Consider the following 25661-nt stretch of genomic DNA (forward strand, 5'->3'; position numbering starts at 1 on the left):
CTTCCAGTTGCGAAGAAGGCGGCCATGGTCACATCGCTTGCTCCTGGAGCGCTCCAATCCGCCGATCTGCGCCCGTTACTCGTCGCCCTGCACGGCCTGCGCGACGGCAACTTCCGCAGCAGGCTGCCGGTGCCGGACGACCCGGTCCTGGCGGAGCTCGCGGTCGCGTTCAACCAGGTGGTCGAGCGCAACGAGCACATGTCCAGAGAGCTGAACAGGGTCCGCACCGAGGTCGCCAGGCAGGGCCACCTCGACGAGCGGATCAGCCCCAGTCAGGGGGCCGGCTCCTGGGCGGGCAACGTCACCGCGGTCAACTCGCTCATCGACGCCCTGGTGATCCCGGCCGCCAAGGCCACCCGGGTGCTCAACGCCGTCGCGGACGGCGACCTGTCGCAGCGCGTCGACCTGCAGGAGGACAGCCGGCCGCTGCGCGGCGGGCTGCGGCTGATGGGCAAGGCCGTCAACCGCATGGTCGACCAGCTCGCGCTGTTCTCCGGCGAGGTGACCCGGGTGGCCCGCGAGGTGGGCACCGAGGGCCGTCTGGGCGGCCGGGCCAAGGTGCAGGGCATGCAGGGCAGCTGGCGCGACGTGACCGAGGCGGTCAACGCCATGGCCGGGCGGCTGACCGCGCAGGTGCGCGACATCGCGGTGGTCACGACCGCCGTGGCCAGGGGCGACCTGACCCGGCAGGTGACGGTCGAGGCCACCGGCGAGCTGCTGGAGCTCAAGCTCACCGTGAACACGATGGTCGATCAGCTGTCCGCGTTCGCCGACGAGGTGACGCGGGTGGCCCGCGAGGTCGGCACCGAGGGCCGCCTGGGCGGTCAGGCGCAGGTGCGCGGGATGAGCGGGGTGTGGAAGGACCTCACCGACAACGTCAACTTCATGGCGTCGAACCTGACGACGCAGGTGCGTTCGATCGCGCAGGTGACGACGGCCGTGGCCAACGGCGACCTGTCCAAGAAGATCACCGTGGACGCCCGGGGCGAGATCCTGCAGCTCAAGGACACCATCAACACGATGGTGGACCAGCTGTCCGCGTTCGCCGACGAGGTGACGCGGGTGGCCCGCGAGGTCGGCACCGAGGGCCAGCTCGGCGGCCGGGCCGAGGTGAAGGGCGTCTCCGGCACGTGGAAGGACCTCACCGACAACGTCAACTTCATGGCCTCCAACCTGACGACGCAGGTGCGCTCGATCGCGCAGGTGACGACCGCGGTCGCGCAGGGCGACCTCTCGCGGAAGATCACCGTCGACGCCCGCGGTGAGATCCTGCAGCTCAAGGACACCATCAACACGATGGTCGATCAGCTGTCGGCCTTCGCCAGCGAGGTGACGCGGGTCGCCCGCGAGGTGGGCACGGAGGGCCAGCTCGGCGGCCGGGCCGACGTGCGCGGGGTCTCGGGCACGTGGAAGGACCTGACCGACAACGTCAACTTCATGGCCGACAACCTCACCTCCCAGGTGCGCTCGATCGCCCAGATCACCACGGCCGTGGCCAACGGCGACCTGTCCAAGAAGATCACCGTGGACGCGCGCGGCGAGATCCTGCAGATGAAGGACACCATCAACACGATGGTGGACCAGCTGTCCGCGTTCGCCGACGAGGTGACGCGGGTGGCCCGCGAGGTGGGCACGGAGGGCCAGCTGGGCGGCCGGGCGGTGGTGAAGGGCGTCTCGGGCGTCTGGAAGGACCTGACCGACAACGTCAACTTCATGGCCTCCAACCTGACCACGCAGGTACGCGACATCGCCACCGTGGCCACCGCCGTGGCCCAGGGTGACCTGTCGCGGAAGATCACCGTTGACGTGAAGGGCGAGATCCTGCAGCTCAAGGACACCGTCAACACGATGGTGGACCAGCTGTCCGCGTTCGCCGCCGAGGTGACGCGGGTGGCCCGCGAGGTGGGCACCGAGGGCCGCCTGGGCGGTCAGGCCCAGGTCCGGGGCGTGTCCGGCGTCTGGAAGGACCTCACGGACAACGTCAACTTCATGGCCGACAACCTGACCACCCAGGTGCGCTCCATCGCCCAGGTGGCCACGGCCGTGGCCCAGGGCGACCTGTCGCGGAAGATCACCGTGGAGGTGAAGGGCGAGATCCTGGAGCTGACCAACACCATCAACACCATGGTCGACCAGCTCTCCTCCTTCGCCGACGAGGTCACCCGCGTGGCCCGCGAGGTCGGCACGGAGGGCCAGCTCGGCGGGCGGGCGGTGGTGAAGGGCGTCTCGGGCGTCTGGAAGGACCTGACCGACAACGTCAACTTCATGGCCGACAACCTCACCTCCCAGGTACGCAACATCGCCCAGGTCACCACCGGCATCGCCGAGGGAGACCTGTCCAAGAAGATCACCGTCGACGCCCGGGGCGAGATCCTCCAGCTCAAGGACACCATCAACACGATGGTCGACCAGTTGTCCGCGTTCGCCGACGAGGTGACCCGGGTGGCCCGCGAGGTGGGCACCGAGGGCCGCCTGGGCGGTCAGGCGCAGGTCCGGGGCGTGTCCGGCGTCTGGAAGGACCTGACCGACAACGTCAACTTCATGGCCTCCAACCTCACCTCCCAGGTACGCAGCATCGCCGTCGTCACCACGGCCATCGCCAACGGCGACCTGTCCAAGAAGATCACCGTCGACGCCCGGGGCGAGATCCTCCAGCTCAAGGACACCATCAACACCACCGTCGACCAGCTGTCCGCCTTCGCCGACGAGGTCACCCGGGTGGCCCGCGAGGTCGGCACCGAAGGCAGCCTGGGCGGTCAGGCCCAGGTCCGCGGCGTGTCCGGCGTCTGGAAGGACCTCACCGACAACGTCAACTTCATGGCCTCCAACCTCACCTCCCAGGTACGCAACATCGCCCAGGTGGCCACCGCCGTCGCCAACGGCGACCTGTCCAAGAAGATCGACGTGGACGCCCGCGGCGAGATCCTGGAGCTCAAGACCACGATCAACACCATGGTCGACACGCTCTCGTCCTTCTCCTCCGAGGTCACCCGCGTGGCCCGCGAGGTCGGCTCAGAAGGCCGCCTCGGCGGCCAGGCCGAGGTCGAAGGCGTCTACGGCACCTGGGAACGCCTCACCAAGAACGTCAACGAGCTCGCCGGCAACCTCACCACCCAAGTGCGCGCGATCGCCGAGGTCGCCAGCGCCGTCGCCCAGGGCGACCTCAGCCGCAGCATCAGCCTCGAAGCCAAGGGCGAGGTCGCCGAGCTCAAGAACAACGTCAACCTCATGGTCGCCAACCTGCGCGAGACCACCCGAGCCAAGGACTGGCTGGAGTCCAACCTCGCCCGCATCGCCGGGCTCATGCAGGGCCACCGCGACCTCGTCGAGGTCGCCGACCTCATCCTGCGCGAGCTCACCCCGCTGGTCAGCGCGCAGTTCGGCGCGTTCTACCTCGCCGACCTCGACGCGCGCGGCGGCGCGCTCGCCTTCATCGCCGGGTACGGCGCCGCCCACGACCGCGACGTGCTCCCCGACCCCGGCACCGAGGGCCCCGGCCTGATCCGCCAGGCGGCGCTGGAGAAGAAGCGCATCCTGCTCGAAGACGTGCCCGCCGACTACATCAAGGTCCACACCGGGCTCGGCGAGGCCGCGCCCGCCAGCGTGGTCGTGCTGCCGATCCTGTTCGAGGACAAGGTGCTCGGCGTCGTCGAACTGGCCTCCTTCAGCCGCTTCAGCGAGGTCCACCTGGCCTTCTTCGACCAGTTCGTGGTCACGATCGGCGTGGCCATCAACACGATCATCGCCAACGCCAGGACCGAGTCGCTGCTGTCGGAGTCGCAGCGGCTGGCCCAGCAGTTGCAGGGCCGTTCCGACGAACTCCAGCGCCAGCAGGCAGAGCTACGCCGCTCCAACGCCGCGCTGGAGGAGAAGGCGCACCTGCTGGCCACCTCCTCGCGCTACAAGTCGGAGTTCCTGGCCAACATGTCCCACGAGCTGCGTACGCCGCTCAACAGCCTGCTCATCCTGGCCAGACTGCTGGCCGACAACCCCGAGAACAACCTGTCCGCGCAGGAGGTCGAGTTCGCCTCCACGATCCACAACGCCGGCAGCGACCTGCTCCAGCTCATCAACGACATCCTCGACCTGTCCAAGATCGAGGCCGGCCGGATGGACGTGCGACCGGAGAACCTGTCGCTCAGCAAGGTCCTCGACTACGTCGACGCCACCTTCCGCCCGCTCACCGTCGACCGGGGTCTCACCTTCGAGATCGAGGTGCACCCCGGCGTACCGCGGGAGATGTTCAACGACGAGCGGCGGCTGCAGCAGATCCTGCGCAACCTGCTGTCGAACGCGGTCAAGTTCACCAGCAGCGGCGAGGTACGCCTGGCCGTCTCCAACGTCGGCGCCTTCGCCTCCGAGGGCGACGACGGCCACACCCGGCCCGGCGACGTGATCGCCTTCGCCGTCTCCGACACCGGCATCGGCATCGCCGCCGACAAGCTGCCCGCCATCTTCGGCGCCTTCCAGCAGGCCGACGGCACCACCAGCCGCAAGTACGGCGGCACCGGCCTCGGCCTGTCCATCAGCAGCGAGATCGCCCGGCTGCTCGGCGGCCAGATCCACGCCGTCAGCGAACCCGGGCGCGGCAGCACGTTCACCCTGTTCGTGCCCGCCGTCTGCCCCGCGACCAGTGTCACCGTCGAGTCGGGCGGCGCCGAGCCCGCGGCTCTTGAGCCCGCGTGGCTGCCCACCGAGCCGCTGCGCAAGGCCGTCGACACCCGGGCCGCCCCGCCGCCGCAGGCCGAATGGCCGGTCGTCGACAGCGGCGACGAGCTGTGGCAGTCGGCGGCCCAGCTCAGCGCGCTCGTCGACGGCCCCGTCGGCGCCGCCTTCGCCGGCAAGCGGGTGCTCATCGTCGACGACGACATCCGCAACGTCTACGCCCTCACCCACGTCCTCGGCCGCCTCGGCATGGAGGTCATCTACGCCGAGAACGGCCGCGAGGGCATCGAGGCGCTCGAACGCGAGGAGAAGATCGCCCTGGTCCTCATGGACGTGATGATGCCCGAGATGGATGGCTACGAGACGCTCGGCGTCGTACGGCAGATGCCTCGCTTCACCGACCTGCCGATCATCGCGCTGACGGCCAAGGCGATGCCCGGCGACCGGGAGAAGACCATCGCCTGCGGCGCGTCCGACTATGTTCCCAAGCCCGTCGACCTCGATCACCTGCTGGAGGTGATGCGCGGCTGGCTCGACGGCGAGCGCGTCGCCGAAGCGGAGGAGAGTACAGAATGATCCGCCAGGTCAAGATCCTCCTTGTCGACGACAAGGACGAGAGCCTGGTCGCGCTGGAGGCGGTGCTACGGCCGCTGCAGCAGCAGTTGTTCAAGGCCAGGTCGGGGCAGGAGGCCATGAAGCTGATGCTGCGCCACGACTTCGCCGTGGTGCTGCTGGACGTGCTGATGCCCGGCATGGATGGCTTCGAGACCGCCGCCCACATCAAACGCCTCGACCAGACCCGTGACGTGCCCATCATCTTCCTCACCGGAACCGACACCGGCTCGGGCGCCGCCTTCCGCGGTTACGCCGTCGGGGCCGTGGACTACATCACCAAACCCTTCGACCCGTGGGTGCTGCGGAGCAAGGTGGCGGTGTTCATCGAACTGTCCCGCAAGAGCCACATGCTGCGTGAGCAGGCCGCCCTGCTGCGCGACCTGCTCCGCAACGACCCCGACCTGACCCGCAACGCTCAGGCGCTGACCACGTTCGCCGACCGCCTGAAGTCCGTGGAGGACCAGCTGACCACGCTGACGGTGGCGGTCCCGGACGACGACGGCCTCAGGGACGCCATCAAGGACCTGGCCGACCGGGTCCACGCCATGCAGTCCGCCTTCGACACCCTCCACCCCACCCCCTGACCTCGCCCCTCGCCACCCGTGCCGGCTTCGCGTTGCGGCGGGGGCCAGTGGGGTGGGTGGGGGAAAGGGGATTTTTCGGGCGCAACGGCGAGCCTCTGTGCCGTGGCGGGGGTTGGGGACGTACCTTTGGCATCATGGCCACCCGTACGCCGAAAAGCGCACCGAAGGGGCCGGCGAAGCGGTCGAACTCGTCGCGGGCGACCCCTGCCAAGCGGCCGTCCTCGTCGGCGGGACGCCCCAAGGCGAAGGGGACGGGCTCGGCCCGCAAGTCGTCCGTGACCCACCAGGACCCCATCAGCTGGATCTTCACGATGATCGGCAAGCTGATCGTCGGGCTGTGGATGCTGCTGGCCAACGGTATCGGCAGCGCCGCCCGTGCGCTCGGCTCCAGCGCCCGTGAGCTCGACCCTGCCCATCGGCGTGACGGTGTGGGTCTGGCGGTGCTGGCGGGTGCGATCGTGCTGGCCGCCATGACGTGGCGCGACGCCAGGGGCGCGGTCTCCGACGTGGTCAACGCCGTGGTCCAGGGTGTGTTCGGGTCGCTGGCCTGGGCGCTGCCGTTGCTGCTCGGGCTGCTGGCCTGGCGGTTCCTGCGCCACCCCGACCAGAACGCCGACACCGGCCGCATGGTGATCGGCTGGAGCGCGCTGCTCATCGGCGTGCTGGGCGTCATCCACGTCGCGAACGGCGTGCCGTACCCCTCGGGGACCAAGACCGACGGCATGGACAAGGTGTCGGAGGCCGGTGGCATCATCGGGTTCATCGTCTCGGCGCCGCCGCACAGCATTCTGCCGCCGTTCATCACGATCCCGCTGCTGCTGATCCTGTCGGGCTTCGGCGTGCTGGTGATCACGGCCACGCCGGTCCACCGCATTCCGGAACGGCTGGCCGAGCTCAAGCATCTTCTGTTCGAACGGCACGGCCCCGCGCAACCCGGCGACCAGGGCAAGAAGCGGACCAGGGCCAAGAAGCCGGGCGAGCCGGAGGCCGGCGACCTGGTCAAGCCCTATGACACGCCGGTCCTGGCGGAGAAGGACAAGGACAAGCGCGGCGACCATTCGCCGGAGATCGTGCCGGGGCTCACGGACGAGGAGGAGTCGCCGGCCGGCCCGGAGGCCCGCAAGCCGGAGCTGCCGGAGCCGAGCCCGGCTCCGCGCAAGGTGGAGCAACTTGTCCTGTCGCCGCAGGCCGGGCCGTACCAGCTGCCGGATCTTCAGAGCCTCAAGCCGGGGTCGGCGCCGAAGCCGCAGACCAAGGCGAACACCGTCGTGGTCAACGCGCTGACCAGCGTGCTGGAGCAGTTCACGATCGACGCGCAGGTGATGGGCTTCACGCGCGGCCCGACGGTGACGCGGTACGAGATCGAGCTCGGGCCCGCCGTGAAGGTGGAAAAGGTCACCGCTCTCACCAAAAACATTGCTTACGCCGTTAAATCGGCGGATGTCAGGATCTTGTCGCCGATCCCCGGCAAGTCGGCGATCGGGGTGGAGATTCCCAACGCGGACAAGGATCTTGTCGCGCTCGGCGACGTGCTGCGGGCACAGGTGGCGCAGGCCGACCACCACCCGATGATCGTGGGCCTGGGCAAGGACGTCGAGGGGCGCACGATCGTCGCCAACCTCGCCAAGATGCCGCACCTGCTCATCGCGGGCGCCACCGGCGCCGGCAAGTCCGTCTGCGTGAACGGGCTGATCACGAGCATCCTCATGCGCGCCACCCCGGACGAGGTCCGCATGGTGCTCGTGGACCCCAAGCGGGTGGAACTCAGCGTCTACGAGGGCATCCCCCACCTGATCACCCCGATCATCACCAACCCGAAGAAGGCCGCGGAGGCCCTCGACTGGGTCGTGGGCGAGATGGACCGCCGCTACGACGACCTGGCGGCCAGCGGTTTCCGGCACGTGGACGAGTTCAACAAGGCCGTGCGGGCGGGCCAGCTCAAGCCGCCGCCGGGCAGCGAGCGCGTCTACCAGCCCTACCCGTACCTGCTGGTGATCGTGGACGAGCTGGCCGACCTGATGATGGTCGCTCCGCGCGACGTCGAGGACTCCATCGTCCGCATCACCCAGCTCGCCCGCGCGGCCGGCATCCACCTGGTGATCGCCACCCAGCGGCCCTCCGTGGACGTCGTGACCGGCCTGATCAAGGCCAACGTGCCCTCCAGGCTCGCCTTCGCCGTCTCCAGCCTCACCGACTCGCGGGTCATCCTCGACCAGCCCGGCGCCGACAAGCTCGTCGGCCAGGGCGACGCGCTGTTCCTGCCGATGGGCGCGAGCAAGCCCATCCGCATCCAGAACGCGTTCGTCTCCGAGAAGGAGATCGCGGCGATCGTCGAGCACTGCAAGGGGCAGATGCAGGCCGAGTACCGCGACGACGTGGCCGCGGTGACGGTCAAGAAGGAGATCGACGAGGACATCGGCGACGACCTCGACCTGCTGCTGCAGGCGGCCGAGCTGATCGTCACCACGCAGTTCGGCTCGACCTCGATGCTCCAGCGCAAGCTGCGCGTCGGGTTCGCCAAGGCCGGGCGTCTCATGGACCTGCTCGAAAGCCGGAACGTGGTCGGCCCGAGCGAGGGTTCCAAGGCCCGCGAGGTCATGGTGAAGCCCGACGAACTCGCGGGTTTGCTGGCCGACCTGCGCGGCGAGTGACCCCAATGCTTCCCCGCCCGGCGATTACTGGTTGAATATGGACCACTACGCAACGTCGGGGGCGGGGAGGCGTTTGCCGTGCAGGAGCAGAGCATTGGGTCCACGCTGGCGGCGGCCAGACGGGCATCGGGGCTGACGGTAGGTCAGCTCAGCGCGACCACGCGCGTGCGCGAGGCGCTGATCTACGCGATAGAACGCGATGACTTCTCCCTGTGCGGGGGCGACTTCTACGCCAGGGGGCACATCAAGGCGATAGCCAGGGCGGTCGGCCTCGATCCCGAGGCCATGGTCCACCTCTATGACGAGCATCACGGCGGCGTGCCGATGCCGGTGCGGGCGGCCACGATCTTCCAGGCCGACCGCCGGGTGAAGCTGCGCGAGCGGCGCGGGCCCAACTGGACGATGGCGCTGGGGGTGGCGCTGGCGATCGTGGTGGTGTTCGGGGTCGTGCGGGTGATGGGCGGGTCGGGGGAGACGCGGGTCGCCGACGTCACGCCGGTCTCGGCCGCGCCCAGCGTGCCGCCCAACACGCCGTTCACCGAGCCGCCGCCGGTGCCGAAGAAGCCGGCGCCGGCCGTACCCGCGATGAAGGATCTTGTCGTGGTGAAGGTGGAGGCGAAGCGCTCGTCCTATCTGAACGTGCGGGACGCGAAGGGGCGCAAGCTGTTCGCCGGGACACTGGTGGCGGGCAAGAGCTCGACGTGGCGGGCACCGACTCAGATGAAGCTGCTCTTCGGCGATGCCGGAGCGGTCTTGCTGCAGGTCAACGGCAAGGATCTGGGCCAGCCCGGCGGGCGTGGGGAGACGGTGCGGCGCTCGTTCGGGCCATCTGCACCCCGGCCACGGTGAAGGTAGTGGCCAACTCCCGATACCGTAGTGTTCACCATGTCAAAGTCCGTATCGCTGATCACCCTGGGCTGCGCGCGCAACGAGGTCGACTCCGAAGAGCTCGCCGCGCGCATCGAGGCTGCCGGTTGGCAGCTCGGTGACGACGACCCCGATGTCGTCGTCGTCAATACGTGCGGCTTCATCGATTCTGCGAAGAAGGACTCGATCGACACGCTGCTGGCCGCCGCCGACTCCGGCGCGAAGGTGGTCGCGGCCGGATGTATGGCCGAGCGCTACGGCAAGGAGCTGGCCGAGGCTCTGCCCGAGGCGAGCGCGGTCATCTCCTTCGACGACTACGCCGAGATCGGCGAGCGCCTCGACGACGTGCTCGACGGCAGGTCGCTGACGCCGCACACGCCACGCGACCGCCGTACCCTGCTGCCCATCTCGCCGGTGGATCGTGCCAGCGCGCCCAAATCCGCCATCCCAGGTCACGGCGACCTGCCCGAGGGGCTGGCGCCGGCCAGCGGGCCGAGGGTGCTGCGCAGGCGGCTCGACGAGAGCCCGGTCGCCTCGCTGAAGCTGGCCTCGGGTTGCGACCGCCGCTGCTCGTTCTGCGCGATCCCGGCCTTCCGCGGCGCCTATGTCTCGCGCGACCCGCAGGAGCTGCTGGCCGAGGCCGACTGGCTGGCCCATCGCGGGGTCCGCGAGCTCGTGCTCGTGAGCGAGAACTCCACGTCCTACGGCAAGGACCTCGGCGACCTGCGCGCGCTGGAGAAGCTGCTGCCCAAGCTGGCCGCGACCGAGGGCATCGAGCGGGTGCGGGCCAGCTACCTGCAGCCCGCCGAGCTGCGCCCCGGCCTCATCGACGTGCTCTCCGGCACCGAGGGCATCGCGCCCTACTTCGACCTGTCCTTCCAGCACGCCAGCGGCTCGGTGCTGCGCCGGATGCGCCGCTTCGGCGACCCCAGGCGCTTCCTGGAGCTCCTGGACGCCGTCCGCGACAAGGCGCCGGAGGCGGGCGTGCGCTCCAACTTCATCGTGGGCTTCCCCGGCGAGACCGAGGAGGAGTTCGGCGAGCTGGTGGGCTTCCTTGAGGCGGCCAGGCTCGACGTGATCGGCGTCTTCGGCTACTCCGACGAGGACGGCACCGAGGCGGCCTCGCTGCCGGGCAAGCTCGCCCAGGACGTCGTCGACGAGCGGGTGCGGACGCTGACCGAGCTGGCCGAGGAGCTGACCGCGCAGCGCGCGGAGGAGCGCATCGGCACCGAGCTCGACGTGCTCATCGAAGAAGACCTCGGCGACGGCGGCTACGAGGGCCGCGCGGCCCACCAGGGCCCCGAGGTGGATGGTTCCGTGACGGTTCAGGGCATCGGCCTGGTGCCGGGCCAGATCGTGCGCGCGGTCGCGGTCGACGCCGAGGGGGTCGACCTGATCGCGCGTATCAAGGCCGGTCCATGACGAAGGACGAGCGCCGGGTGGTCAGCCCGTGGAACATCGCCAACGTCCTCACGGTCGTCCGGATGGTGCTCGTCCCTTTCTTCGTTGTCTGCCTCTTCCTGCCCGGCATGGGCTGGCGGCTGGCCGCGCTCGGGGTGTTCGCGGTGGCCTCGATCACCGACCATCTCGACGGAGAGCTGGCCAGACGCTACGGCCTGATCACCGACTTCGGCAAGATCGCCGACCCGATCGCCGACAAGGCGCTGACCGGGGCGGCGCTGGTGAGCCTGTCGGTGCTGGGCGAGCTGGGCTGGTGGGTCACGATCGTGATCCTCGGCCGTGAACTCGGCATCACGCTGCTGCGGCTGGTCCTGCTGCGCCACGCGGTCATCCCGGCCAGCTACGGCGGCAAGGTCAAGACGGTGCTGCAGATAGCCGCGATCGTCCTGTACATCCTGCCCTGGGGCTCCGACCCGGTGCGCTGGGTGGTGATGGGGGCGGCGGTGGTGGTCACCGTGGGCACGGGCGTCGACTACGTGTTCCGGGCGATCCGGCTGCGCGGCGTGGCCAGGCGGGTGCGGGGCGAGTGAGCGCCGGCCGCGCCGCCGAGGCCCTCGATCTCCTGGTACGCCAGTCCGCGACCCTGGCCGTGGCCGAGTCGCTGACCGGTGGGCTGCTGGGTTCGGCGTTCACCGGCGTGCCGGGGGCCTCCAGGGCGTTCCGTGGCGGGGTGATCGCCTATGCCACGGATCTGAAGCGGGCGCTGCTGGCCGTACCGGAGGATCTTCTGCGGCGGGAGGGCGCCGTGCACCCCGAGGTGGCGGCGGCGATGGCCCGGGGCGCGGCGAAGCTGTGCGGTGCCACCTACGGCCTGGCCGTGACGGGCGTGGCCGGACCCGACCCGCAGGACGGCAAGCCCGTGGGCACCGTGCACATCGCCGTGAGCGGACCTGGTGACCAGGTTTGGCGGCGAAATCTGGAGCGGGGAGGGTCGAGGCAGGAGATCCGGGTAAGGACGGTGGACGAGGCTGTCGATCTCCTCGCAGGTGTGCTGAAGCGGAGCAATGGGGAACATTCCGGGTGATTACCGTGTTACGTCCCCAGCGAACATGCCAAGCACGGTCTGACGCGGTGTCGGTGGATACGGGTACGGTGGAGCTGTGAGTGAGGTCCGTGAGCCATCAGCAAGCATTGAGCGCCCGGCCGGCGGGCCTGACAAGCCACGTGCGACGCAGCGGCGACGCCCGATGATGACGGCGAGGAGTATGTACGAACCCAAGAAGAAGAGTCCGATCGCGCGAGGCGTGGTGCCGACATCCGCGCCGGGGAGGGAGCGACAGATGATTCTGCTGCGTCAGCTGCTCGGTGACGTGTTGCGGCGGCTGCGGGTGCGTCAGGGTCGCACCCTTCGGGAAGTGTCGACGCTTGCGCGTGTCTCGCTCGGATACCTGTCCGAGGTCGAGCGTGGGCAGAAGGAAGCATCGTCGGAGCTGCTCGCCTCGATCTGCGGTGCCTTGGGTGTGCCGTTGTCGCAGGTGCTTCGTGAGGTGTCCGACCAGTTCGCGCTGGCCGAACTCCAGGCTGCTCCCGTTCTCGCCGACGCGCCCGAGCACGAGCGTCTGCCCCTTTCCGAGTCGGTCCCCGGTTCGATCTCCGATTCGGTGTTCCCCGAGGTGAAGGACATGGTGGCCGCCTAGCGCGGCTGGCAGTTCCCGCACCACAGGATCAGGCGTTCCTGTGGTTGTGCCCCCATCTCCCCGCGGCTGATGCGGGTGCCGCATCGGCGACAGGGTCGCCCGGCCCTGCCGTAGACCCACGTCTGGTTGCCCGGACGGCGGTCGCCTGTGGTCACCGTGCCCGCGTGTGTTTTGTTGGCGTCCAGCAAGCGCTGCGCCAGCGAGACCAGGCTGTCCAGACTCTCGATCTCGCCGACCTTCCGCCATGGCCACACGCCGCGCAGGAAGAGTGTCTCGGCCCGGTAGATCGTCCCGATGCCCGCGAGATTGCGCTGATCCAGCAGCGCCTCTCCGATGCTTCTCTCCGGTCGCGCGCGCAGCCGGCTGACCGCCTCCGCCGCGTCCCATCCCTCTCCGAGCAGGTCCGGGCCCAGATGCCCGATGATCTGGCGCTCGTCCTTGACCAGGTCCACCATGCCGAGTTTGAGGCCCACGGCCTGGTGTTCCGCGGTGGCCAGCACGAGGCGTACCTGGTCGCCGGGTGGCAGGCGGCGGCCCGGTTCCATGATCCGCCAGCTCCCGTCCATGCGCAGGTGCGTGTGCACGGTCAGGCCGCCTTCGACTCTGGTGAGCAGGTGCTTGCCGTACGAGGCCGTGGTGAGGACCGTGCGGCCGGACAGGTCGGCGGTGGCGTGGCGCGGCACGCGGAAGTCCGTGCGCGTCAGCACGCGCCCGTCGAGCGCCTCGCGCAGCCGGGCGGCGGTGCGGTAGACGGCGTCACCCTCGGGCATGTTCGGCCACCCACGCGTCCAGCATCGTGGTGAGCTGGTCGAGCGCGCCCTCCACGCGCTCGCGCTCGCCGGTGGTCAGGAAGTCGAGCTGCAGGCCGGTGTAGGCGGAGTTGACCAGCGTGGAGATGCGCCGGGCGTCCTTCTCCGGTACGCCCCGCTCGCGCAGCAGCCCGGCGACGAAGGCGGAGCGGTCCGACAGCAGCTCCGGCACGTGCCCGGCCAGGCGGCCGCCCGCGACCAGGCCCTCGATCTCGTGGATGAGGCGGGCGACGGGCAGGTTCTCCTCCCGCAGCTGCCAGTCCCAGGTGCGGCGCACGATCGTGCCGACGCTGTCGCCGCCCTCCCATCCCGGCAGGGAGCGCAGCCAGGCGCGGTGACGCTCGTCGAGGCGGCGCATGGTGGCCGACAGGAGCTCTTCCTTGTCGGAGAAGTGATGGGTCAGTACGCGCGTGGACTTGCCCAGATGCTCGGCCAGCGGCCGCATGGACAGCGTGGACAGGCCGTGGTCGGCGAGGTAGTCGACGATCTGGTCGAGCAGCTCGGAGCGGCGCTGCGGGTCGGGCGTCCTGGCCATCCGGATTTCCCTTTGACGCGGGTGGGGTGACACTCGTTACCTTATATGGGTAACGAGTGTTACCTTTATCGAGGGGAGAGTCATGCCCGCGTGGTTGTTCGCGCTGATGTTCACCACGTTCGCCTTCGCCACCGACGATTACGTCATCGCCGGTGTGCTGCCCGCCATCGCCGCCGACCTCGGAGTCAGCGAAGCGGCGGCCGGCCAGCTGGTGACCGTGTTCTCGCTGGCCTTCGCGCTCGGGGCGCCGGTGGCCTCGGTGGTGACCGCGCGCTGGTCGCGCAGAGGGCTGGTCACCTGGGCGCTGCTGGTGTTCGTGGCCGCCAACTGGGCCGCCGCCTTCACCGAGTCGTACGCGCTGCTCATGGGCCTGCGGGTGCTGGCCGCGCTGGCCGCCGCCGCGGTGGTGCCCGCCGCCTACGCCATCGCCACCGCGCTCGCGCCGGAGGGACGCGGCGGGCGGTACCTGGCCCTGGTGATGGGCGGGCTGACCGGCTCGCTCGCGCTGGGCGTACCGATCGGGACCTGGGTCGGCGGCGCCTTCGGCTGGCAGGCCACGTTCGGGCTCGGGGGCGCGCTGGGCGTCGTCGCGCTGGTGGCCGTGCGCTGGACGCTGCCCGAGCTGCCGCCGACGCCGGCGATGCCGATCGCCGAGCGGCTGCGCCCGCTGGCCAGGCGGCCCGTGCTGCTCGGACTCCTAGGCATCGTCGCGATCGTGATGGGCAGCATGATGGTGCTCACCTACCTGGCCCCCTACCTGCGCGACCTCGCCGGGGTGTCGGCGGCGGAGCTGGGCTGGATCTTCGTACTCGCCGGGGTGGCCGGGCTCGCCGGCGGGCAGCTCGGAGGCCGGGCGGCCGACAAGTGGGGCGCCGACCGGGCGCTGCTGGTGGGCGTCGGCGGCTTCACCGCCGTCATGGCGGCCTTCACCGCGTGCTGGCTCGTCCGGCCGGTGCCGCTGCTCGCGCTGCTGCCGCTGCTGGCGGTGTGGGCGGGCGTCTCGTGGTGGATCCCGCCGCCCGCCCAGACACGGCTGCTGGCTCTCGCGGGTACGGCCGGCCCGCAGGCGCTCGCGCTCAACAGCAGCGCGGTCTACGTGGGCGTGTCCGGCGGCGGCGCGCTCGGCGGCCTGCTCCTGGAGGCATGGGGCAGCGCCGTGCTCCCGGCCGCCGCGGCGATCGTCGAGCTGGCCGCGCTGCTGCTGCTCCGGGCGGCGGCCCGCGGCGCGAGCCGGGGGCCCGACCCCGATCCAGGCCACGATCCGGGCCCAGGCCCGGCGCAGGTCCCGGGGTCAGTCCCAGGCGGCGGGGTCGGCGGCTAGCTGGCGGACCCGCTCGGGCAGGGTGCCGGTGGCCACCTGGTCGAGCGTCACCTCTTCGAGGATGGCGCGTTCGGTGGCCCGCAGCGCGATCCAGACGGCCTGAAGCGATTCGGCGGGCCCCCGGTAGCCGACGTGCTCGGGGCGCTCGCCCCGCACGTTGGCGAGGGGGCCGTCGACCGCCCTGATGACGTCGGCGAGGCTGATCTCGCCGGCCGGGCGGGCCAGGACGTAGCCGCCCTCCGGGCCGCGCTGGCCGCGCACCAGCCCGGCGCGGCGCATCTGGAGCAGGATGTTCTCCAGGTACTTGGGCGGCATGTCCTGCTCCTTGGCGAGCTCGCCCACGGTGGTGGGGCCGGCCCCGGCCGCGGCGAGTTCGGCGGCGGCACGGAGGGCGTAGTCGACACGAGCGGAAAGGCGCATGTTGTCGATTATCCCTGGTGGTCAACACTGGTTATGCGCAGGACCACCAAAACGGGCAGGTGGTCGGAGTGCGGCAGGGGCGGCACCTCCGCCGACACGACCGTGAGACCCTCGCTGACGAGCACGTGGTCGATGCGTTCCTTCGGCGCGTCGGCCGGTGAGGTGGGCGGGTCGCCGAGCGCGACCAGCGGGTCCGTCAGGCCCGCCGACTCCAGCACACGCATGCCCGGGTCGCCGCGCCGGAGGTTGAGGTCTCCGGCCAGGACCACGGGCCGCCCGCCCGCGCGCAGGCCGCGGACGATGGCCGCCACCTCGGGCGCCTGGCCTTCGGGCGCCTGCAGGTGGGTGTTGACGACGCCCACCTCCTTGCCGCCCACCTCGACCGTGAACGTCTGGGCCTGGGCGCCGGTGGGGTAGTCGTGCCCGCCCAGCTTGTGCGAGGTCAGCGCGCCGACGGGCAGGTTGGTCAGGAGAGCGTCGCCCCACAGCTCGTCGGCTGCCGGGGCGAAGTAGTAGCTCATGCCGAGGCCGCGGGCGATGCGGGCCAGGTCGTCGTGGCCGCCGTTGAGCAGCCAGCCGCGATCCACCTCGCTGAGCAGGACGATGTCGGGCTTGCGCGCGGCGGCCCAGGAGGCGATCCGGTCGAGCGAGAGGCGGCCGTCGAGGCCGAAGCCCATGCGGATGTTGTAGGCGATGAGCTTGAGCGTGTCACCCTGCTTGGCCTGTACGGCCGGCTCCGGCTGGTAGGCCGTCGCGCCCGCCAGCAGCGCCACCACGACCGCGGCGGCGCTGAGCGGCCAGATGCGGCCGAGGGCGTAAGGCGGCGGACGGTGCCGGTAATATGCCGACAATGCCACGCCGGCGATCAGCAGGCCCGCCACGACGGGCACGACCCGGTTGGGGAAGCCCAGGTTCATGTCGTAGGCGGCGTAGTAGACGAACAACCCCACGAAGAACACGAGCCCGCCGCTCAGCACGGCCGCGCCGGGCCGCCTGGACGGGCCGCCGGGCACCGCCATCAGCACGGCGGCGCCGGCCACGACGGCCCAAGGCTGCAGGAACACCGTGCCCGCCACGCACAACACGCCGAAGGCGATCGCGCTCCAGGACGAGCGCGGCGGCCGGGTGGCCAGGTAGGGGGAGAAGACCAGCGCCAGCACCACGGGCATCACCCACAGCCAGCCGCCGCCCGGACCCGAGCCGGTACGTTGCGCGGTGGCCGACATGCCGGCGACCAGCATCACCGGGCCCGCCAGGAACCACACCGACCACGGGGCCGGATCGGCGTCCGAAGGGCGGAAGCTCCAGGTCAGGGCTAGGAACGCGGCGCACAGCGTGGCGGTCGCCAGCCAGGCGACCGGGCCGTCGCGCCAGACCAGGTCGACGCCGTCCAGCAGGAAGTGGACGGTGAACGACAGGGCCAGGCCGCCCATGACGCCGGGGGCGGCCCAGGATCTGGGCATGGTGCGGGCGCTGCCGTACAGGAAGACGAGACCGGCGCTGACGCCCGCCGAGGCGACGTAGAGCTGCGAGATCTCGGCCTGGAGCAGCAGGCGGGCCAGCACGAGCGCGACCGCGCCACCCGCGAGAGCCCACCTCGGCCTGACCAGAACGGCGAGGAAGGGCAGAATGAACCATACGGCGGCGTAGAGTCCCATCAGCTCGGGTGGCGTCTCGCCCGCGCGGCCGAAGAGCGTGATCAACGAGGGCAGGAAGACACGCAGCACATCGAAGAGCAAAGTGACGCCCAGCCCGAGCAGGAGCGGGCCGCGGGGGATGGTCATGAGCCATCCTCGTGTTCGCCTGCGATGATTCGCAAGAGCTGGAGCGCTAAACTTCCAACAACCTTGACTGAATGACGGTGGGATACAGCGTGGAGCGACGTCCTGGTGTGCCCAGGTTGCTGAGAGAGATCAACGACCGGGCCGCGCTCGACCTGTTGCTGGCCACCGGCCCCATGACGCGGGGCCAGATCGGCGATCTGACGGGGTTGTCCAAGGTGACGGCCTCGCAGACGCTCTCCAGACTGGAGGAGCGGGGGCTGGTCGAGGTCGTCGGCACGCAGGGCGGCGGGCGCGGGCCCAATGCCGCCCTTTATTCGGTGGTGTCCTCAAGCGCGTTCGTGGCGGGGCTGGAGGTCGGGCCGGAGCTCATCTCCACCGTGATCGCCGACATCCACGGCCGCACGATCGCGGAGGTCAGCGTCGACCCCAACGGCCACGACGACCCCGTGCCGGTCGTGCACGGCGCGATCGTCAAGGCCTGCCGCAGCGCGAAGGTCAGCCTGGCCAAGCTGCGCGGCGTCGTGATCGGCACGCCCGGCGTGGTCGACCCGCGCAGCGGCGACGTGCGCTTCTCCTTCGACCTGCCCGGCTGGCACGAGGGCATCCACGAGGCGCTGGCCGGCGACCTCAAGCGCGAGGTCACGATCGAGAACGACGTCAACCTCGCCGCGATCGCCGAGCGTTCCGACGGCGCGGCGCAGGGCATCGACGACTTCGTGCTGCTGTGGGCCAGCCGCGGCCTCGGCCTCGCGGTCATGCTCGGCGGCAAGCTCCACCGCGGCCGCTCGGGCAGCGCGGGCGAGATCGGCTACCTCGCCGTGCCGGGCGTGCCGCTGCCCCAGGACATCCACGCCGTGCCCGGCCGCCTGCCCACGCTGGCGGGCGGCCTGCAGTCGCTCGTCAGCGCCGAAGTGGTCGCCGAGCTCGCCAAGGGGTACGGCTTCGCCGCCGCCTCGGCCGGCGAGGCGGTCCGGGTGGCCGTGGCGGCGGGGGAGCGGGGCGACCCGCTGCTCGACGAGCTGGCCCATCGCCTGGCCCTCGGCGTGGCGGCCGTGTGCGTGATCCTCGACCCGGGGCTGGTGGTGCTGGCCGGCGAGGTGGGCCACGCGGGCGGCGCGGCCCTGACCTCGCGGGTGGAGGAGGCGGTGGCGCGGATCTGCCCCGTCCGGCCGCAGGTCGTCACCAGCACGATGGAGCAGAACCCGGTGCTGCGTGGCGCGGTGCTGGCCGCGCTCGACCAGGCCAGGGAGGAACTGCTCAGTTCCTGAGCAGGTTCGCCAGGGCCTCGGCGGCGACCTCGCAGCACAGCGTGGTCCCGCCGGACGTCGCCACGTGCACGGCGCCTGGCACCTGCTCGCCCGGCACGCCGAGCTCGGCCACGACGGCGTCGGGGACGCGGGCCAGGACGCGGTCGGCCGCGCCGGTCAGGTGGGCGTGGCGGTAGGCGGTCCTGAGGACGATCACCAGGGGGCGCCCGGCGCCCGCGCGCACCGCCTCGTCCAGCTCGGCGGCGCCCGGGGCGCTCAGCCGCAGCACGGTGGTGCCGGGGAGCAGGCGGGACAGGGGGACGCCCAGGCCCCAGGGGGTGACCGGGTCGATGGCGAGGTTGGTGGGGGCGTCCAGCTCGATCACGTGCGGCGGGCCCGATCCGGCGGGCGGACGCCGGACGCTCACGCGCAGCGCGCGTCGCGCGGCGGCCTCCGAGCCGTCGTCGCCGGGCAGCCGGGGGAAGGGGTCGCGGTGGCGGGCGGCCCACGCGGAGACGGACCGGACGCGGGCGGCGGCCTCGGCCAGGCGCTCCTCGGGCAGGGTGCCGTCGTTGACGGCGGCCATGATGCTGTTGCGCAGGAGCCCGACCACGCCGGGCGTGGCGTTCTCCCCGCCCACGCAGAGCGCGTCGGCCCCGGCGGCCAGCGCCCGTACGGCGGTGCCCCCGAGCCCGTACGCGGCCGAGACGGCGGGCATCTCGATGCCGTCGGTGACGATCAGGCCCTCGAAGCCCAGTTCCTCGCGGAGCAGCCGCATCATGATGGGCGCGCTGACCGTGGCAGGGGCGCCGGCGTCGTACGCGGGCACCAGCAGGTGGCCCGTCATGATCGCCTTGACGCCCGCGGCGATGACGGCCCTGTAGGGGACGAGGGCGGTGACGGCGAGTTCCTCGGCGGGCAGCTCGACGGTGGGCAGCGCGTCATGGGAGTCGACGGCGGTGGCGCCGTGGCCGGGAAAGTGCTTGGCGCACCCGGCCACGCCCGCCGCCTGCAGGCCGGTGACCCAGGCCGCGGCGTGCCGGGCGACGAGCTCGGGGTCGGCGCCGAAGGCGCGGGTGCCGACCACGGGGTTGTCCAGGCCCGCGTCGATGTCCACGACCGGCGCGTAGTTGAGGTTCACGCCCGCGCGCGCGAGGTCGCGCCCGATGCCCTGGGCGACGCCCCGGGTCAGCACGAGGTCGTCGGCCGCGCCGAGCGCCAGGTTGCCGGGCCGCGAGCTGCCGGTGAAGGCCTCCAGGCGGGTGACGTCGCCGCCTTCCTCGTCGAGCGCGAGGATCACGTCCGGATTCTCCGCCCGGATTGCCGCCGTAAGTGCCTCTATCTGTCCTTTTTCTACCAAATTTCGCGAATAGAGGGCGATGCCGCCTAAGCCGGTCGCAAGGCGTTTGCGGACCCAATCGGGCAGAGTCGTGCCCTTGAATCCGGGTTGCAGCACGGCGTCGGCAAGCCCGGCCAGCGCGGAACTCTCGGCGTTCCGCGAGCTCACCCATGACGTCATGCCAAGTCCTTGTCTGTGGTCATCACCTGTGTATAGCATCAAACTCGGCTAATAAATAGGAAAGTTTCCTAAGAGTTTGTGAACCTCCCAAATGGTGCTCAAGGAGAGGTCTTCATGCACAGTGCGGTCATGTCGAGGGCGCAGGAGCGCCTGTGGTTCCTCGACCGCCTCTCCAGCGGAGGTTCGTCCTACAACATCGCCGTCGCGGAGCGGCTGACCGGCCCCCTGAACGTCGCCGCCCTGGAGCGTGCCTTCACCGACCTGGCCACCCGCCACGAGGCGCTGCGAACCGTCTTTCCCGAGGCAGAGGGCGTCCCCTCCGCCGTGGTGCGCCCCGCCGCCCCCGTCCCCGTCGAACTGCTCGACGCCACCGAGGCCGACCTGCCCGCCCTGCTGTCCGAACGCTCCAACCGCCCCTTCGACCTGGCCGCGGGCCCGCTGGCCAGAGTGAGCCTGCTGCGCGTCGGCGAGCGGGAGCACGTGCTGGTGTTCGTGCTGCACCACATCATCGGCGACGCCTGGTCGCTGGAGCGGATCCTGTTCCCCGAGCTGTCGGCCCTGTACGCGGCCCACGCCTCGGGCGGACCGGCGCCGGAACTGCCGGTGGCGCCGCCGTACTCGGACTATGCCCGGCGCCAGCGCGAGCAGGACCACGGCGCGCATCTCGACTTCTGGACCGCCGACCTGGGCGGCGTGCCCGCGCTGGACCTGCCCGCCGACCACTCGCGCCCGGCCGCGCCCACCGGCGCCGGTGACCTGGTCATCCACCGCATGCCCGCCGAGCTCTGGACGCGGGTGACGGCGCTGGCCAGGGCCGAGCGGTGCACGCCGTTCATGGTGCTGCTGGCGGCCTTCCAGACCCTGCTGGCCCGGTACTCGGGTCAGGAGGACTTCTGCGTCGGCATCCCCGTCGCCGGGCGCGAGGACGTCGACTTCGAGCAGGTCTTCGGCCCGTTCGTGAACACGCTCGCGCTGCGCGCCGACCTGGCCGGCGACCCGACCGTGCGCGACCTGATCAAGCGGGTGCGCCGCAGGGTGCTGAAGTCGTTCGCGCACCGGGAGGTGCCCTTCGACGAGGTGGTCGCCGCGTTACGCCGGCAGGGCGAGGACGGCACCCTCATCCAGGCCATGCTCAACCTCGACAACCCGGACGAAGGACTGACGGACGGCACTGGCAGCCTCACGCTCGCCGGGCTGGAGCGCACCCCGGTCATCTCGGGGCTGGCCCCTGCCAAGTTCGACCTGGCCGTCGACGTCGTCGTCTACGAGAGCCACCTGCAGTTCATGCTCACCTACGGCAGCGAGCTGTTCGAACCCGCCACCGTCGAGCGGATGGCCGCGCACCTGCGGCGGCTGCTGGAGGAGATGGTGGAGCGGCCCGGCGAGCGGCTGAGCGAGCTGCGGATGCTCACCGCCGCCGAACTGGCGCTGGTGCTGCCCGACCGGCTCGACGGGCTCATCGCCCAGCAGGTCGCCCGCACCCCCGACGCGCCGGCCGTGGTGACCGAGGAGAACCTGCTGTCGTACGCCGAGCTCGACCGGCGGGCCGGCCTGCTGGCGGAGGAACTCGCCGTCGCGCCGGGAGAGCTGGTCGGTATCAGGATGCGCGCCGGGCCCGAGGCGATCGTGGCGCTGCTGGCCGTGCTCAAGGCGGGCGCGGCGTACGTGCCGGTCGATCCGGCCCAGCCGGAGGCCAGGACCCGGCTCATGCTGGACGGCTGCGCCGCGGTGATCTCCGAGACGGGCGTGGAGCGGCTGCCCGGCGGCGCGAGCGAACCCGGCGCCGCCTACGTGATCTACACCTCCGGCTCGACCGGCACGCCCAAGGGCGTCGTCGTCGAGCACCGCACCGCCGCGCGCCTGGCCATGTCCTTCCGCGACGCGCACGGCTTCGGCCCCGGCCAGCGCGTGCTCATGGTGCCGCCGCTGAGCTTCGACGCCTCGGTCGGCGACATCTTCCCCGCGCTGGTCAGCGGCGCCGCGCTCGTCCTGCACCCCGACCCCGCCTCGCTCGGCGGCCCCGCGGTGCTCGCGCTGTGCGAACGGCTCGGCATCACCATGGTCGACACCGCCAGCGCCCTGTGGCAGCAGTGGGTGGAGGACCTGACCGGCCACGGCCCCGTGAACACCGGCCCGCTCACCACCATGATGGTCGGCGGCGAGAGCGTCCCGCTGGACCGGCTGCGCGCGTGGGCCACGCTCACCGGCGGCCGGGTCGCCTTCTACAACCACTACGGACCCACCGAGGCCACGGTCTGCGCGACCGTCTACCGGACCGTCGACGGGGGCGAGCTCACCGGCCGCACCCATCTGCCGATCGGCACGGCTCTGCCGCACGTGCGCGCGTACGTGCTGGACCGGCACGGCCGGCCCACGCCGGTCGGCGTGCCGGGCGAGCTCCACCTGGGCGGCGAGTGCGTGGCCCGCGGCTACCTCGGACGCCCCGAGCAGACCGCCGCCCGCTTCCAGCCCGACCCGTTCCTGCCCGGCGCCACCATGTACGCCACCGGCGACCTCGTCCGCCGCCACGCCGACGGCACGCTCGACTTCCTCGGCCGCACCGACCGCCAGCTCAAGATCAACGGCGTCCGGATCGAACCCGGCGAGGTCGAGAGCGCCTGCCTCGCCCACTCCGGCGTCCGCGAGGCGGTGGTGACCGCCGCGGGCGGCCGGCTGGTCGCCTACCTGACCGGCAACCCGCCCTCCACCGCCGACTTACGCGCCTTCCTCGCCGACCGGCTGCCACCCGCCATGGTGCCCGCCGCCGCCGTCGCGCTGGACGCCCTGCCGCTCACCGCGCACGGCAAGATCGACTTCCGCGCGCTGCCCCAGCCCGAGATCGCCGCCGTCGCCTACGAGAGCCCGCGCACCCCCACCGAGGAGACCGTCGCCGCCGTCTGGGAGGAGGTGCTCGGTGTCCGCGCCGGCCGCCGCGACAACTTCTTCGACCTCGGCGGCCACTCCCTGCTCACCCCGCGCACCGTCACCCGCCTCGCCGACGCCACCGGCGTCCGCGTCGAACTGCCCGTCTTCTTCGCCTGCGCCGACCTGGCCGAGCTCGCCGCCGCCCTCGACGGCCACGCCCCCGCCACCGCCCCGCCCGGCCTGTACGGCGACGCCGTCCTGCCGGCCGACTACGCCGTGGTCCCCGCCCGCCCCCGCCGCGAACCCGGCCGGGTCCTGCTCACCGGCGCCACCGGCTTCCTCGGCGCCCACCTCCTCGCCGATCTGCTGACCCGCTCGACGGCGACCGTCCACTGCCTGGTCAGGGGCGCCGCCCCCGCCGACCGCCTGCGCCGCAACCTCGAAGCGCACGGCCTGTGGCAGGAGGAGTTCACCGACAGGATCGTCCCCGAACCCGGTGATCTGGCCACCGGGCCGATCAGGCCCGCCCGCGAGATGGACCTGATCCTGCACAACGGCGGCGCCGTCGACTTCACCCGCCCCTACGCCCGGCTCAAGGCCGCCAACGTGGACGGCACGCTGGCGATCCTGCGCCTGGCCGCCCGCTCGGCCACGCCCGTGCACCTGGTCTCCACGCTCGGCGTCTACCTGGCGCCGGGGGAGCGGGTGGTGCGTGAGGGCGACCTGCTGCCCGACCCCGAACACCTGCACCTCGGCTACGACCAGAGCAAGTGGGTGGCCGACCGGCTGGCCGCCGCGGCCAGGGAGGCGGGGCTGCCGGTGGCGATCCACCGGCCGGCGCGGATCTCGGGCGACAGCCGTACCGGGAAGGTGCCAAAGAACGACTTCCTGGCCAGGTTCCTGGCCACGTGCGCGCTGCTCGGCACGGTTCCCGACGGCGAACATCTCGACATGGCCCCCGTGGACCATGTCGCGGCGGCCATCGGCCACCTGGCCAGGAGCGGAGCCGAAGGCGACTTCCACTACTACAACCCGGGCACGCTCAGCTCGGCCCAGCTCGCGGACGGCATGGTCGCGCACGGCGTCGCCGTGGCCCTGTCACCCGCGTCGGAGTGGCGGGCGGAGGTGCGCGAGCGGCTGGAGAAGGGCGAGGAGCTGCCGGTCGCCGCCTTCCCCGCCTACTTCGCCGAGTACGGCGACGCGCACGGGGACGAACACCGCCCGCGCTTCGACTGCTCGGCCACCGAGGCCAGGCTCGCCCAGGCGGGGCTGGTGTGCCCGCCCGCGCCCGCCCTGCTCGACGCCTACCTCGACGACCTGATCGACTCCGGAACACTCCCGGGAGGATGTCGTGCCTAGGACCTTCGTCATCATCTGGTCCTCCCAGCTGCTGTCGATCATCACCTCCAGCATCACCGGCTTCGTGCTGGGTGTCTGGGTCTTCCAGCAGACCGGCTCCGCCACCCAGTTCGTCACGATCACGCTCTGCGCGATCCTGCCGGAGGTGGTCTTCGCGCCGCTGGTCGGCTCGCTGGCCGACCGCTGGGACCGGCGCAAGCTCATGATGGGCGCCGACCTGGGCGCCGCGCTGACCACCGGCGCCCTGGCGGTGCTGCTGGCCACCGGCGGGCTGCAGGTCTGGCACATCTACCTCGTCACCGCCGTCGGCGCCGTCTTCGGCACCGCGCAGATGGCCGCCTACCACTCGATGATGCCCCTGCTGGTGCCGAAGGAACAGCTCGGCAGGGCCAACGGCATGATGCAGGTGGCCGACGCCGTCCGCATCGCCTCGCCGCTGCTGGCCGGCACGCTGCTGGTCGCCGTCGGACTCACCGGAGTGGTCGTCATCGACCTGGCGGCCTTCCTGATCTCCCGGGTGGTGCTCCACCTGGTGCCCCTGCCGAAGGCCGTGACCCGGCCCGGCGAGGGCAAACCGGCCGAGCCGTGGCTGCGCGACCTGGCCTTCGGCCTGTCCTACCTGCGAACCAGGCGAGGACTGTTCTGGCTGGTCGTCCTGCTCGCCGCCTACAACCTGTTCTTCGGCATCGCCGGCGTGCTCGTCCAGCCGCTCATCCTGTCCTTCGGCTCGGCCGCCGTGCTCGGCGTGCTCATGGCCGCGGGCGGCGGGGGGATCTTCGCCGGCGGGCTCGTGATGAGCGCCTGGGGCGGCCCGAAACAGCGGGTGCGCGGCATGCTCGTCTTCATGGTCGCGGGCGGCGTGCTGCTGGCCGCCCACAGCCTGAGCCCGTCGCCCTGGCTGATCGCCGTGGTCGCCCCCGCGTTCCTGTTCACGCTGCCGTTCGTGCAGGGGACCGGGATCACCGTCATCCAGCTCAAGACCGCGCCGAACGAGCTGGGCCGCGTGCTCAGCGCGGTCCGCATGGTCACCCAGGCCGCCACCGTCCTGACCTACCTGGCCGCGGGGCCGCTGGCCGACCGGGTCTTCGAGCCGATGCTCGCGCCCGGCGGCGCGCTGGCCGACAGCGTGGGGGCGCTGATCGGCACCGGTCCCGGCCGCGGGATCGCCTTCATCTTCTTGATCGCCGGGGCCGGGCTGCTCGTGCTCGCGCCTCTGGCCTACCTCCAGCCGCGCCTGCGCCGGGTGGAGACGGAACTGCCCGACATCGAGGAGCCCTCGGATGCCGCTCTATCTAGATCCTGACGTACTTCATTCCTTTCGT

At 71.3% G+C, this 25661-nt stretch carries 17 protein-coding genes; 12 read left to right on the forward strand and 5 right to left on the reverse strand.

Features of this window, described 5'->3' with window-relative positions; all coding sequences use genetic code 11:
* Positions 1 to 24 precede the first annotated feature (24 nt).
* The 8 genes from ACIBI5_RS19075 to ACIBI5_RS19110 all read left to right on the forward strand — a co-directional run bounded on the left by ACIBI5_RS19075 (position 25) and on the right by ACIBI5_RS19110 (position 12480).
* Positions 25 to 5241, forward strand: coding sequence for a HAMP domain-containing protein (locus ACIBI5_RS19075; RefSeq protein WP_397248400.1), 5217 nt, complete (start codon positions 25 to 27; stop codon positions 5239 to 5241).
* Positions 5238 to 5864 carry a two-component system response regulator gene (locus tag ACIBI5_RS19080; protein ID WP_397248402.1) on the forward strand — a complete coding sequence of 209 codons (627 nt, stop codon included), beginning with the start codon at positions 5238 to 5240 and terminating at the stop codon, positions 5862 to 5864. Before ACIBI5_RS19075 ends, ACIBI5_RS19080 begins: the two co-directional genes overlap by 4 nt.
* Before the next feature lie 134 nt (positions 5865 to 5998).
* A complete protein-coding gene (locus ACIBI5_RS19085) occupies positions 5999 to 8515 on the forward strand; it encodes a DNA translocase FtsK (RefSeq protein WP_397248404.1) in 2517 nt (838 codons plus the stop codon).
* Between the two features lie 78 nt (positions 8516 to 8593).
* On the forward strand, positions 8594 to 9364 hold the full coding sequence (locus ACIBI5_RS19090) for a helix-turn-helix domain-containing protein (protein WP_397248405.1): 771 nt from the start codon (positions 8594 to 8596) through the stop codon (positions 9362 to 9364).
* Positions 9365 to 9400: 36 nt separating this feature from the next.
* Complete coding sequence (rimO, locus tag ACIBI5_RS19095; RefSeq protein ID WP_397248407.1) at positions 9401 to 10804, forward strand: 30S ribosomal protein S12 methylthiotransferase RimO; 1404 nt, start codon at positions 9401 to 9403, stop codon at positions 10802 to 10804.
* Positions 10801 to 11373 (forward strand): CDP-diacylglycerol--glycerol-3-phosphate 3-phosphatidyltransferase, encoded by a 573-nt coding sequence (gene pgsA, locus ACIBI5_RS19100; protein WP_379625429.1) that lies wholly within the window; start codon positions 10801 to 10803, stop codon positions 11371 to 11373. The genes rimO and pgsA overlap by 4 nt, the downstream gene beginning before the upstream one ends.
* Positions 11370 to 11867, forward strand: a complete 498-nt coding sequence (locus tag ACIBI5_RS19105) for a CinA family protein (protein WP_397248408.1) — start codon at positions 11370 to 11372, stop codon at positions 11865 to 11867. The genes pgsA and ACIBI5_RS19105 overlap by 4 nt, the downstream gene beginning before the upstream one ends.
* Positions 11868 to 12123: 256 nt before the next feature.
* On the forward strand, positions 12124 to 12480 hold the full coding sequence (locus tag ACIBI5_RS19110; RefSeq protein ID WP_184966807.1) for a helix-turn-helix domain-containing protein: 357 nt from the start codon (positions 12124 to 12126) through the stop codon (positions 12478 to 12480).
* Here ACIBI5_RS19110 and ACIBI5_RS19115 read toward each other — a convergent pair.
* On the reverse strand, positions 12477 to 13250 hold the full coding sequence (locus ACIBI5_RS19115) for a DNA-formamidopyrimidine glycosylase family protein (protein ID WP_397248410.1): 774 nt from the start codon (positions 13248 to 13250) through the stop codon (positions 12477 to 12479). The genes ACIBI5_RS19110 and ACIBI5_RS19115 overlap by 4 nt on opposite strands.
* Positions 13237 to 13824, reverse strand: coding sequence for a TetR/AcrR family transcriptional regulator (locus ACIBI5_RS19120; protein WP_397248412.1), 588 nt, complete (start codon positions 13822 to 13824; stop codon positions 13237 to 13239). Before ACIBI5_RS19120 ends, ACIBI5_RS19115 begins: the two co-directional genes overlap by 14 nt.
* An 82-nt stretch (positions 13825 to 13906) precedes the next feature.
* Here ACIBI5_RS19120 and ACIBI5_RS19125 point away from each other — a divergent pair, with 82 nt between their 5' ends.
* Positions 13907 to 15145 carry an MFS transporter gene (locus ACIBI5_RS19125; RefSeq protein WP_397248414.1) on the forward strand — a complete coding sequence of 413 codons (1239 nt, stop codon included), beginning with the start codon at positions 13907 to 13909 and terminating at the stop codon, positions 15143 to 15145.
* On the opposite strand, the gene ACIBI5_RS19130 is transcribed toward ACIBI5_RS19125, so the two are convergent.
* Positions 15116 to 15565: an RrF2 family transcriptional regulator gene (locus ACIBI5_RS19130; RefSeq protein WP_397248416.1), complete on the reverse strand. Its 450-nt coding sequence runs from the start codon at positions 15563 to 15565 to the stop codon at positions 15116 to 15118. The genes ACIBI5_RS19125 and ACIBI5_RS19130 overlap by 30 nt on opposite strands.
* Positions 15566 to 15573: 8 nt before the next feature.
* Complete coding sequence (locus ACIBI5_RS19135; RefSeq protein WP_397248418.1) at positions 15574 to 17349, reverse strand: endonuclease/exonuclease/phosphatase family protein; 1776 nt, start codon at positions 17347 to 17349, stop codon at positions 15574 to 15576.
* A gap of 89 nt (positions 17350 to 17438) precedes the next feature.
* Here ACIBI5_RS19135 and ACIBI5_RS19140 point away from each other — a divergent pair, with 89 nt between their 5' ends.
* Positions 17439 to 18617 carry an ROK family protein gene (locus ACIBI5_RS19140; RefSeq protein ID WP_397249137.1) on the forward strand — a complete coding sequence of 393 codons (1179 nt, stop codon included), beginning with the start codon at positions 17439 to 17441 and terminating at the stop codon, positions 18615 to 18617.
* On the opposite strand, the gene ACIBI5_RS19145 is transcribed toward ACIBI5_RS19140, so the two are convergent.
* Positions 18607 to 20115: a glycoside hydrolase family 3 protein gene (locus ACIBI5_RS19145; protein ID WP_397248420.1), complete on the reverse strand. Its 1509-nt coding sequence runs from the start codon at positions 20113 to 20115 to the stop codon at positions 18607 to 18609. The genes ACIBI5_RS19140 and ACIBI5_RS19145 overlap by 11 nt on opposite strands.
* Before the next feature lie 114 nt (positions 20116 to 20229).
* On the opposite strand from ACIBI5_RS19145, the gene ACIBI5_RS19150 reads away from it, so the two are divergent.
* Both ACIBI5_RS19150 and ACIBI5_RS19155 read left to right on the forward strand, forming a co-directional pair.
* The gene (locus ACIBI5_RS19150) at positions 20230 to 24339 is read left to right on the forward strand and encodes a thioester reductase domain-containing protein (protein ID WP_397248422.1); all 4110 of its coding nucleotides are present in this window, start codon (positions 20230 to 20232) and stop codon (positions 24337 to 24339) included.
* Complete coding sequence (locus ACIBI5_RS19155; RefSeq protein ID WP_397248424.1) at positions 24332 to 25642, forward strand: MFS transporter; 1311 nt, start codon at positions 24332 to 24334, stop codon at positions 25640 to 25642. Before ACIBI5_RS19150 ends, ACIBI5_RS19155 begins: the two co-directional genes overlap by 8 nt.
* The last annotated feature ends 19 nt before the right edge of the window (positions 25643 to 25661 follow it).

It is taken from the genome of Nonomuraea sp. NPDC050540 (assembly GCF_044457485.1).
GTDB lineage: Bacteria > Actinomycetota > Actinomycetes > Streptosporangiales > Streptosporangiaceae > Nonomuraea.